General features: G+C 41.1%; 8 protein-coding genes and 2 pseudogenes. 1 reads left to right on the plus strand and 9 read right to left on the minus strand.

Going from position 1 to position 11756, the window contains the following annotated elements; all coding sequences use genetic code 11:
* Positions 1-20: 20 nt before the first annotated feature.
* The 9 genes and pseudogenes from AABW11_RS03135 to tnpA form a co-directional block, all read right to left on the minus strand.
* Positions 21-1043 (minus strand): aldose epimerase family protein, encoded by a 1023-nt coding sequence (locus AABW11_RS03135; protein ID WP_340103312.1) that lies wholly within the window; start codon positions 1041-1043, stop codon positions 21-23.
* A gap of 302 nt (positions 1044-1345) precedes the next feature.
* Positions 1346-1501, minus strand: a complete 156-nt coding sequence (locus AABW11_RS03140) for a hypothetical protein (protein ID WP_340103313.1) — start codon at positions 1499-1501, stop codon at positions 1346-1348.
* A 95-nt stretch (positions 1502-1596) separates the two neighbouring features.
* Positions 1597-1923: a TonB-dependent receptor plug domain-containing protein gene (locus tag AABW11_RS03145; RefSeq protein ID WP_340103314.1), complete on the minus strand. Its 327-nt coding sequence runs from the start codon at positions 1921-1923 to the stop codon at positions 1597-1599.
* Positions 1924-2084: 161 nt separating this feature from the next.
* Positions 2085-3581 carry a sodium-dependent transporter gene (locus tag AABW11_RS03150; RefSeq protein ID WP_340103315.1) on the minus strand — a complete coding sequence of 499 codons (1497 nt, stop codon included), beginning with the start codon at positions 3579-3581 and terminating at the stop codon, positions 2085-2087.
* Positions 3582-3710: 129 nt separating this feature from the next.
* Positions 3711-4160: pseudogene (locus AABW11_RS03155) on the minus strand (prolyl oligopeptidase family serine peptidase); the annotation flags it as partial.
* A gap of 102 nt (positions 4161-4262) precedes the next feature.
* Complete coding sequence (locus AABW11_RS03160) at positions 4263-4712, minus strand: sensor histidine kinase (protein WP_340103316.1); 450 nt, start codon at positions 4710-4712, stop codon at positions 4263-4265.
* Between the two features lie 12 nt (positions 4713-4724).
* On the minus strand, positions 4725-7340 hold the full coding sequence (locus AABW11_RS03165) for a ligand-binding sensor domain-containing protein (RefSeq protein WP_340103317.1): 2616 nt from the start codon (positions 7338-7340) through the stop codon (positions 4725-4727).
* Between the two features lie 23 nt (positions 7341-7363).
* The gene (locus AABW11_RS03170) at positions 7364-7990 is read right to left on the minus strand and encodes a response regulator transcription factor (protein ID WP_340103318.1); all 627 of its coding nucleotides are present in this window, start codon (positions 7988-7990) and stop codon (positions 7364-7366) included.
* Positions 7991-8256: 266 nt separating this feature from the next.
* Positions 8257-8694 (minus strand): annotated as a pseudogene (gene tnpA / locus AABW11_RS03175) (IS200/IS605 family transposase).
* A gap of 260 nt (positions 8695-8954) precedes the next feature.
* Here tnpA and AABW11_RS03180 point away from each other — a divergent pair.
* Positions 8955-11162 carry a hypothetical protein gene (locus AABW11_RS03180; protein WP_340103319.1) on the plus strand — a complete coding sequence of 736 codons (2208 nt, stop codon included), beginning with the start codon at positions 8955-8957 and terminating at the stop codon, positions 11160-11162.
* The last annotated feature ends 594 nt before the right edge of the window (positions 11163-11756 follow it).

Raw genomic sequence — 11756 nt, forward strand, 5'->3', positions numbered from 1 at the left:
ATTAGGAATTTGACGTTAAATTATTTAGCGCCAAATTCATACACAATTACATTACGATATGTCTCGCCCGGATTTAATATCGTTGACGGAAAATTGGGTTCATTTGGTGAATTCGGAAAATGCTGAGGTTCAAGACAAAAACCTGAGTACTTTTCAAGTTCAATCCCATCTCGGTTTGTTAATTTGCCATCCAGAAAGTTACCGGAATAAAACTGAATTCCAGGTTCTGTGGATAAGACATTTAATGTTCTCCCCGATCCAGGCTCCCTAACTTCAGCCTGGAGTGATATACCGTTTTCATTATTATCGGTCACAAAATTATGATCATAACCGCCCGAAACATTTTCAATGCGAGATCCAATGGTTTTGAATTCAGTAAAATCGAATGGAGTGCCCTCTACCGGCTTTATTTCACCTGTTGGGATTAAGTCGGCCGTTACAGGCGTGTAGCTGTCGGCATGGATCTTCAGCTCGTGATTTAAAATCGTATTGGAAGGATCGCCGGTCAGGTTAAAATAACTATGCGCCGTTAGATTAACGGGCGTGGCTTGATCAGTAGTGGCTTCAAATTCAAGCCGCAGCTCATCGTTATCTGTCAGGATATAAGTTGCGGTAACATCCAGCCGGCCGGGATAGCCTTGTTCGCCATCTTCACTCGTATAGCTGAGCTTCAGAGTGTTATCGTTAATTATTTCTGCATCCCACAACACTTTATCGAAGCCCTTTGTGCCCCCATGCAGATGATGATCGCCATCGTTCACTGTCAGCTGATATTCGGTTCCACCCAGCTCGAACTCCCCGTTTTCAATCCGGTTACCATAGCGGCCTATAAGCGCTCCAAAGTACGGATGTTCGCCCAGGTACGAGTCAAGGTCATCAAATCCTAAAACAATATTTTCGATATTACCGTCTTTGTCGGGCGTTTTAAGCGAGACAATAATACCGCCATAATTTGTGATTTTAGTCTCTATTCCATTCTCGTTGGTGAGAGTAAACAGGTGAGCTGTTTGTCCGTCGCTAAGTTGACCAAATTCTTCTTTCACTATGTTTGATGAGTTAATTGATTGGGATTGATTACAAGCTGTGACAAAAATTGTAGTTGCTATGCAAATCAGTATTGCGGGCAGCATTCTTTGGATTCGAGACGTTGACTGAAAGCGCTTTTCACATATTGTTTTAAGCATGTAATACTGATGTTATTTAGTGTTATTGAAACACTTAAGGAAATACTAAATATTTTTATAAACAACAAGTGAATCTGCAGTAAACGATTAAAATATCTTCAGTATTGAAAAAAACTCTTCTCTCTGGAGGAGTCCTGTAAACACAGATAGAAGTGAGTTATTTACTCAAGCGTAGTTGAAAGATCAAATGCAACTGTTGTGGTGTGGCCGGTTTCATATTCGCAAACCAAGGCATGTTTCAAAATGTAGGTGACACTTTTTAAACTGCGCCAGAGAAATTGCCCGATAAAATTTCTGAAGATATTTTTATATCCCAAAATAACTATCTCTGTTTTGTCGTAATGATTATCGCGCCGCTGCTGGCAGCTAGTCCAAAACGAGAAGACGCGTCCGGCCCTTTTAGAATCTGTATCTAATTAATGAAATCGAGCGGAATCAAATTCTCCACCCGGTTATAATCATTGCCCATTCTCACGCCATCAACCACAAACATCGGGTCTGATGTTGAGTTAAACGACAGATTACCGCGAATCCTGACTCGGGTTTGGCCATCAATATTGTGAACACTCACGCCGCCTGCGCGGCGAATGTAATCAGCAAGAGTAAGCGACGGATCGTGAACTTCAATCGCATCTGAATTATCACTGTTACTGCTGCCTGACGAGCCAGTTGTGACGCAGCCGGATAAAAGCAATAGAGCCGCTATAGCGACTGAATATGCATAGGTTTGAATTCTCATAATCGCCTATGGGTCAAAGTTTAGATTAGATCGAAACCCTCCAAGCGTTCGGAACACCTGTAGTGATATTGCTAATCTGTGCCATTGAGCAGACCTCCAAGGTTTCCGCCCCGAAGGGATCACTTTGTGAAAAACCGGAGGTCTTACCCTGAACCCACCACTTAATCAGTTTTCCCCAGCGTCTTATTTGCAATCTGACGGTTATAAATGATAAAAAGCACCATCACCACGCCCCACTGCACAAAAACGGTGGCCACCGAAAACGGACTCAGTGGATTATACCAGGTGTCGGGGGCATACACCGCGGCACTCAGGTAGATCCACCACGCAAGCAAACTGACCACCTGGACCGGCACTACATACTTCAAGATAAATGTCCACCATTTGCCCAGCTGAAGACCGGTATCATGGGCATTCACAACTGTTTTTCTAAATTTTTCGGGACCGAATCCAATCACAGCAAACGACATAAAACCGCCGGAGACCATCAGACCGACGCCCCACACAAAATCCTGGTTGGCGAAGAAATCAAGCGACAGAGCTGATGGCAGGCCGAACAGAAATCCGGCAATACAGACGCCGATGGCCGCTTTTTTTCGAGATATTCCCATGTCGACAAAAACTTTAGTAGCGAGTTCAATCATCGAAATGAGCGAACTGAATGCAGCGAACGTGAGCCCAAGGAAAAAGAGAATGGCAAAAATTTGCCCTCCCGGCATGGAATCGAACAGCTGCGGCATCCACATAAATGTGAGGCCGGTTGAAGCAGGGCCTGACGTTTGCATCACTCCCAGGATTTCACCGTTTGTCATATCATCGCCGAGAATCCCGAATACAGTAGAAAAAATGATAACAGCGGCAATCAGCGATATCATATTATTTCCAATACCAGTCTGCAGTGCACTGACAGTAATGTTATCCTGCATTCTCATGTAGGCTCCGTAGGTGAGTATAAGTCCCCAGGCCGCGCCGGTATCCCATGCGTTTTGCGTGAGTGCCTCGAGCCAGATTTGCGGCTCTTTGAGAGTACTCCAATCGGGAGTAAAAAGGTATGCGACCCCTGCACTGCTGCCTTCAAGCGTTAATGCCCTGATCAGCGAAACAATTAAAACCAGGATCAGAGATGGAATCAAAATTTTGTTGATCCGTTCAATACTTTTCACGCCTTTCAAAATTACAAGTCCACCCAACGTTATCATAATTGCATGAAACAGGGAGGGAAACACTGAGCTTTGAAATCCTGTCCAGACCAAATCGGCCTGCTCAACGCTCTCGGGAAGTGACGCAAACAATGATTCGAGCAAATAGTAAAGGCACCAACCGGCAACCACGCTGTAGTAAAACATGATGGCTGTGGCAACGAATCCAATGAAAGCCCCCATCCATGCAAATTTTTCACCAATCATTTTGATGAAGGACCCAACCACGCCCTGCCTGCCGTGGCGTCCAATGCCGTACTCAGCAATAATCAGCGGAATGGACCAGATAAACAGGAACGTGACCCACGCTACTAAAAAGGCTCCGGCTCCATCTTCAGTTCCATTCTGAGCCGCGATCCGGGGAAACCGCCAGATGTTCCCGGTTCCAACCGCAATTCCAAGAACACTTAAAATCAGCCCCCATTTTGTCGCAAACCGTTCGACTGTAGTTTTTGCCATATGACCCTGTATAAATTGAAATGTTTAGTCAGTAAATAAAGGTAAAGCTGCCGTGGTTTGATAGTTTAGAATCAGCAGCCTCCTTATAATTGGGCTTAATTTAATCGAAAAAGTGAAGACCTTCATCTTTTATTCTGAATCGCTTACATCGTCAGCCATCTGGTTCCAGTCAGGAGTCGTTTCACCCTGCAAATGTTTCACAAAGTAATCGAAGCGTTTACGCTCCTCATACCTGCCGATGGACCCGTGTCCAGCTCCGGGAATTGCGATAAAATCGAAATCCTTGTTCGCCTTGATCAGCGCATCAGCCACCTGGTAAGTGGAGGCGGGATCGACGTTTGTATCCAATTCGCCCACAACAAGCAGCACATTCCCCTGGAGATTATGAGCGTGTTCTACATTAGAGGAGGCCGCGTACTGCAGACCTATTGGCCAGCCCATCCACTGCTCGTTCCACCATATTTTGTCCATTCGGTTGTCATGACATCCGACGGACGACACGGCTACATGGTAATGTTCGGGATGAAACAGCAGTCCGCCAAGAGAACTTTGGCCACCGGCAGAACGTCCGTAAATACCTGCTCATAATAATTTGAAAAAGAATATTTTAATGGTATTTGTGGTTCAGGTTGAGCTGTAAATTTCTTTGAGCTACACGTAATTTCGTATCAACATTAAACTTTACTTCACCGGCACCGTAATTTGCCATAAAATGCCCTCTCCCTCGGCACTTTCTACCTTGTATTCTGCATTCAAATCATCGAGCCTGCGACAAACAGATCTGAGCCCGACTCCATCAAAATTTTCAAGATTGGAAGAATCAAAGCCGACGCCGTCGTCAGAAATAAGGATATGAATGCCCTGATCATACCTTAGCGTCATACTTACTTTATTCGCTGAGGCATGTTTTAATATATTGGTTATGATCTCTTTGAAAACAAGGAACAGCTGTTTTCGCATACCAGGGTTGATCCGGATTTGCGGATCTCCCTCAATTTCCCAGTCGATTGTCCAGTGGTTTTTTCCTATTACATTTTGAACATAGCCCTGACACGCTTTAATAAAATTTCCCCAGGTATCCTTTTTTGGATCAACTGACCACATCAAATCCCGCATCGTTTCAACAGCCATATCAGAGGTTTTCTATAGCTGCTCAAATTTATCATTCCCCAGATTTTGACCAGGTTTTAGTGTGTTAATATTAAAATTGATACTGGCGAGCACCGACGCCAGGTCATCGTGAAGATCTCCCATGATCCGGTTCCGTTCTTTTCTTATATCGGAAAGGTGCTTGTATCTCTGGTAGATGTAGCCTCCGGCAATCCCAAGAAAAAGTATCGCAACAAATGTTTCAAATAGTGTTGTTTGCCAAAAGGCCGGGTCAATTGTGATTGAGAGTAGCGACGATGCAACTTGAGTATACCCGTACTTGGATTCTACTCTAACGTCCATTTGATAATCACCCGGACCCAAATTTGTAAACTGCATAATATTTTGATCTGTAGCCGGCAGCCATTGATCCGAGTAACCATTCAATCTGAAAAACCACTTTTGTGATTCCGGATCACGCAAATCGAAATTGGAAACACTCAGTTTAAAGTTGTTTTCATCGTAGTTGAGCATCATGTCTCGATCAGGTTTGAATGTCTTTTCAGATCCTAAAACTTCAAACGAGACAACATTTATATCGTAACCATTGGATGGAATCGTCAGGCTATCTGTTTCAAATGCCACGATCCCATTATAGGTAGACACCCAAAGTTCTCCGGTGTTGCTTTTGAGTAGAGAATAAGATATTTCCCGATTGAACATCCCATCTCGCTCATCCAGCCGAATGACTCTGCCAGTATGATCTGAAATTACAATTCCCTGGTTCGTCCCGGCCCACCACCTGTTTTTGCTGTCTTTGTAAATACTATTCACACGTTCACCCTTCAAGTGAGAGAATTCCGCAGCCGGTATCATAGTCCTCAGTTTTTCATCTATTTCAAATACGCCCTGATCTGTCAATGCCAGCGTCCTTCCTCCTTCGATCTTTTCAAAGCCATAAATTTGTAGCAGCTGATCAACTTGTTCATCAGGAAACAGGCGTGATATAACAGGTTTCCCGCCTATCCATTCTATAACCGATACTCCCTTTGTGTTATGACCAACCCATAATCGATTTTGCCGGTCGTCAAAATAGGTCGATATAATGAAATCCTCAGCAAATGAATTCTCAATATTGGAATCTGAATGGTATGTCGTCCATCGATCATTTAGTGACGAATACTCATGCAACCCATTCCGGCTGCCAACCCAAACCCTTCCCTTCTTATCTCCTGCCAGAGTTCGCATCAAATCAGGCGCAGGCCCGGTAATTGTATCTTGCTGCTGAACAGGGTACCACTCCCACTCGGCATTTTCATGATCATATACGTTCTTATCAAAACTCGCCAGCCTGTAGGATGTTGACGCCCAAAATGTATCGGCTCCATCCCATCCTGACCATACGGAAATATGAGGTAAGTGACCCTCCGCCACCTCATTATTGTGAAACAAAACATTGCCGAGATGATCCATTAGGTAGTAGCCGTTTTCATACGTACTCACAAAAAACGTGGAATCATCAATGGCGCGCATGTGGAGAATTTGAAGCGCAATTTCGTCACCTTTAATAGATTCAGTTGTTAGTAACCGCCTGCTTTTACGTGTCAGCGGATTGATTTTAGTGAGTCCCCCGCCTTTCGTGCCGGCCCAAAGTATGTCTTGTTCATCTACATAAACACGCATGATATCGCTGGGTAGACGGTTGTACTTATCTTCTATTTCAACAAATGTTCTTGAGTTAGTATCAAAATAAACGAGTGATGACACTCTCGTACCTAACCAAAACTGATTAGGCTTTTTTGGAGATTTCGTGGCATCAGGAATAAAATGGTTGACCCATCCCTCTTCCGGTGGATTAAATCTATACTCATGTAAGCTCTCCTCATGTCGATTGTATAGCAGCATCCCTCTGTCAACACTCGAAAACCAAGCGAGACTATCACCCTCAAAAAAGATCTTCCGGGCACCACGTAGATCATTTGGAGGATCAGCAGTGCGAACAACTTGAAACACTGTATCTGTTGGTGCTTTTCTGAGGACCGCATCCGTGATTCCAAGCCACTCTGTTCCATCATCTGTGGTGTCATAGAAATATAGTACAGAATCTTCCGGTTTTATTTGATTATCTAAGTACCTCTGGTCTTCTTCTGTGATGGGCAGATGCATATGGCCATACTCCTGAATCGATGGATTGAAATAGAGAAGTTTCAGGCTTTCATAGGTCGGCTGGTCAACGAACTGGAGTAAGACCGTATCAGGAGAGTGTTCGATAAACGAGTACCAGTCGTGATCTCTCAGGGATTCGGGAGCCATCGGCTGTGGAACAAAATCCTGCAGGTCCTGATCGTATTTGTTAATATAACCGACATCTGAAATGGCCCACAGTGTTTGATTTTTGTCGACATGCAGCCTTCGAATATTGCGGCCTTTTATGTTCGAGTAATCACCATGTGCATAATTTTTAAACGTATATCCGTCATATCGTGTGACTCCCGACTGATGGGCAATCCACAAATAGCCGGTTGAATCTCTCACGACGTCCGTAACTAAGGATTCACCAAGCCCGTCAGCCGTTGAAAACTGCTCGATCACATATTGCTCAACGTCAGGCTCTTGATACGACGCCGACTGGAGCATCAGGAAGCTTGTAAGCACATAACCTAAAAGCATGTATCCCTCTCACTGTACAGGACTCAAAGAAGCTGTCGTTTAATGGCGATTGATATGGCGGCAGCTTTGTTGTTGACCTGTAGTTTGTAGTAAATATTTCTTACATGATAACGGACTCCGTCTACACTTAAATAAATGATTTTTCCTATTTCTGCAAATGTTTTTCCGTCTATCATTAGAGACAGGATTTTTTTCTCTCTTTTGTTTAGATGAATATCATCCTCTTTGTTTTGATCTTTGAAAAAATCAACGATTTTACCGGCGATGAGCGGACTGATAGGAGACCCTCCCTCTAAGATATCCTGGATAGACTGAAGTAGATCATCAGGCCTGACATTTTTGTCCATATAGCCCACGGCACCGGCTTTCAGCGCCTTAAAGATATGTTCTTCATCATCCAGAACCGAGACCATCAGTATTTTAATTTCGGGATTTTCCTTGAGGATCAGCGGAATCCCGTCTATACCGTTGATACCCGGAAGCTGAATATCAAGCAGTAGTATCTCCGACTCTTTCAAATGCGTTGAATGTATAGCCTGCCTGACAGATTCAAACCCAAACACCTCTTCAATCTCCTCCTGCTGGTTCAAAAAATCTTTCCAGCTCTCCCGAAGTGTTGCATTGTCTTCAATTATGGATATGATGGTCATGTACACTCCGGCTCATCTTGGGATTGTCCCTTGTGTTTCATGCAATGTAATGAGATCGATGGCCTAAATCACTGCATCATCATGCAGTCAATTCCTACCCTACTATCAGAAATTGTGTACAGAGACCGGAAAAGTGAATTTGCCTAATAAAACACAAAGTTTAAGTTCACAAGTTTCAAAAACAAATTTTTTTGTTCTGAGAAATTAATCCTATCACTAAACCACCCTGCACTGAAAGTACATGGGTTTAATAACGGACTAAAGTTCTATTCCAAGATGAAACCTGAGACGTCACCGATCACCTTGCTTCTGTGGTGCTCCAGGTACGCCTGAACCATCTAATCAGTTATATTCCCGGTGCTCTATTCTCTATATCCAGTCTCCCAAAAGTTCCGGCCCCAATACCTTTTCTTTAACTCAGGGTATTCTGTCTGAATCATTCTCGACGAGTGTCCTTTAATTCGTTTCACTAATTGACTTATCGAAGTGCGGGGTAGATATTCAATTTGGATGTGGACATGGTCTTTGCTGACAACTCCTTTCAAAATCTCCACTTCCTCCACATCACAGATCTGAATGACCAGTTCACGACATCGTTTCTGGATATCTCATTTCAGCACACGACATCGATATTTCGTGACCCACACAATGTGACACGTTAAACGATTCGTTGTGTGACTTCCTTTGCGCATTGGCTTTCCCATAGCTTAAAGGATACCACTTTTTAGACTTTTCGAAACTCTAAAGTTCTGCACTGAAAGTGCAAGGTTTTAAACCCTCCTTTCGGACCAATAAAATCGATTACACAAGCCAACTTAATTCTTGTGATCAAGAAAATAATTTGAACGGACTCAATTTAAAAAAGTATCGATAAAATAATATGAGTCATATACTACATAATTATGTAGTTATAATTACTAATCAAATTTTTATACTCGTATAAACACTCACAAACCAATCTAGCATGAAATCTATAACATTATTCTTCATAATCTTTTTATTCAGCCTTTTTTTTATTGGATGTCCTTCTACTACTAAAAATCTTTCAACTTCAATACCAGATTATGGTGAAAATAAGGATGAATACGAAATTAACCGAGGAAATATATCGGTTTATCCATCCCGGATGACAGAAATCAGTACAAAAGAAAAACTACTTGATTTAGGTGATCTTTTGGAAGCATCATTTATATACAATGCCATTTCGGGCACTAGACAGGCTTCTATTTCAAACAGCAACAGAAACAGTTTTGGGTTAAATTTAAGTGCTCGTGATTTTATTGCTAAATCATTGGAAAAAAATACCTCTGACTCATCTCAAATCAATGAAAGCTCTTCTATTACCCAGACATCTGTTATGAATAACGAAGGTGGTTCTACTTCCAACAATACAGTTCGAGATGAAGATTCTAGTTTTTCATCTAGCAGCAATCAAAATTCCTCACTAACTAAAAGTTTCGTCGATCAACCTGAAAATATATATTCATACAAATCTTTGGCCAGCCCTGAAGATTCTGGAGATAAGGAAGTTGCTTTCCGAGAACTGATTACTGCTGTTGTAAATGCCCAATTAGGTGGGAGAGGGTTATTACGCAGAATGAATTTATCACCGTTGGCCTCAGAAACACATAAGATGTATATGATGCCAGTTGATATTAATTTTACACCAGGAAGATATACCTCAAAAAATTACCGAGGACACGCCGAACTTCTATTGGCTCCGCCACATATAAATGATGAAGAAACTACATTTAATATCATCGCTGTAGCTCCGATGGGATACTCTCAAATTGTTTCCGAATTTTCATCAGCTTTAAAGGAATTAACTGCGAGCGCCTTTGCCGGTATTGGAGCGTCAGGAATTTTAATGGAAGGAAAGCTGGAAAGTTTAATACAGCAGTTATCTGAACTTGATGCAATTGTTTCTCAACCAGAGTTTGCTGCTAATATAACGGAGCCTGACAGGGTGGTATTCGATTATTTTGGCACCAAAGATTTATCTGGCTCCACCAAATTAAAAGCTCAATCATTTCAGGTTGAACTGCTAATACTTGTCAGTAACATTGAAGCTAATGGAACTCCAGAAAAACTTGAAATAAGTGGATCTGAATTAATTCAAAAATTTGAAAATTCAACTTTTAACAATGCTTTGGCAGCAATTACTAACTCCAAAAAATCTCCCGTTTTTTCATACAAGTGGCATTATATACCAACTGAAAAATTTAAAAAGGGAAATACTTGGAATCCAAATGTATATGGTATGGGTTTCAGAACTATACAAAAAACTTTAATGACTCAACAGTTGGGTAATTTTTCAAGAATAGATCTTACAGGTGTTACAATATTAAATCAATCATTTGATAATAATACTAACAAATATACTGGTCATTTAATGTTCAATGGCACAGGACTTAATGTTCATAGAAAAATAAACAACTTGTATAAAGCTACTAAAGAGGGAATAGATACCAATTCTAATTACGATAAATTTTTAGAAGAAAAATCATTATCTAGCTCTAATAATACAAATACAACTACAAATACTAGAAACACTTATCCCAACCCCAATAATGAACTTAGTAGTTTTATTTCAACTGTAACAACAACTGATGGTGAAATTATCATCAACAGCTTACCTCATGAAAATGCTTGGGTAAGTGATAAACATGTGAGCTTTGAATTCGAATCAAAAGAAATATTAGAACCTGGACAAAAGTTAAATGTAGTACTGCAAGTTAGAGAATGGATAAAAGACGAAGATGACGGAAAAATATCTGATCCACATGAAACGATAATTCTATTTAAAACACTTGCTGTAGCAGGTAAAAAAGTTGATCAAAAAGAAAAGGGAATTACAGACTTGACTGCTAAAGCAATAACCTTAGAGCGTGGTTTGGTTGGCATAGAAATAAGTTTTAATCAAAAAGGCGTAACGGCTAGTACGTTTGAAGTCAATGGGACCAAAATTGAAAGCTTTTTACAAGAAGAGATTAAGGATTTAAAAGATGCCTCTGGAGAAGCATACCAACAGGTTACTAAGACTCTTAAGATTACCCTTACTAATGATGAGCAGGAATTACAGGAACTATCAAATAATAAATATTACCTGGTCATTAAAGATAATAGTAACCCTAAACCAAAAGTTTTAGTGTCTAAACTCGTGGAAGAATGATTATTCTAAATCATCGTTTTATCATTAATAATTGACAGATTTAAGGGAATGTTATGAAAGCCGAAGGAGATTTTCTTCTTTGGCTTTTTAATGGGGCTCATCGGTCGTTTGAGTCTTCAGTATCACATGTGCCGTTGGTATGATTATTATCGAATCATCTAAAGGTGGCTTTGCTGTGCAAAGCCTGTCCATATCTTATTTACGCTCATCTGGTTTCCCTTTACAAGCTGGATTCCGATTAGAGACCCTGTAAAAGAGTATAGCAAGACTATTAGGTTAGAGGTTTTCAAAGCTCACCTGGAAGGTGTCTCAGGGGACTCTTACTAACCTAATACCGTAAACTTATCCATAAATTTTTCCAATTTATCATTTCGGACTACAATAATTTTATGAACAGTAATAATAGCCAATATCATATAAAAAATATTCTACGTAAACATGTAGTGTAAATAAACTATCCTAAAGTTAGGTTGTTCATAGAACCAGTTATTCAACTGGTATTAAACCTTAATCAAATCAAAACTTATGAACTGGATATTCCGGTGATACTGACCCCCCATTCCGGGCATATTGACCCCCTAAGGTTTGGATTTC

Origin of the sequence: Rhodohalobacter sp. 8-1 (genome assembly GCF_038150125.1) — a bacterium.
Taxonomy (GTDB): Bacteria; Bacteroidota; Rhodothermia; order Balneolales; family Balneolaceae; genus SW132.

Excerpts from the sequence above, each read along its gene's own strand:
- AABW11_RS03150 (WP_340103315.1), bottom strand. The coding sequence starts at position 3,581 with ATGGCAAAAACTACAGTCGAACGGTTTGCGACAAAATGGGGGCTGATT.
- AABW11_RS03165 (WP_340103317.1), bottom strand. The coding sequence starts at position 7,340 with ATGCTTTTAGGTTATGTGCTTACAAGCTTCCTGATGCTCCAGTCGGCG.
- AABW11_RS03160 (WP_340103316.1), bottom strand. The coding sequence starts at position 4,712 with ATGGCTGTTGAAACGATGCGGGATTTGATGTGGTCAGTTGATCCAAAA.
- AABW11_RS03170 (WP_340103318.1), bottom strand. The coding sequence starts at position 7,990 with ATGACCATCATATCCATAATTGAAGACAATGCAACACTTCGGGAGAGC.
- AABW11_RS03145 (WP_340103314.1), bottom strand. The coding sequence starts at position 1,923 with ATGAGAATTCAAACCTATGCATATTCAGTCGCTATAGCGGCTCTATTG.
- AABW11_RS03180 (WP_340103319.1), top strand. The coding sequence starts at position 8,955 with ATGAAATCTATAACATTATTCTTCATAATCTTTTTATTCAGCCTTTTT.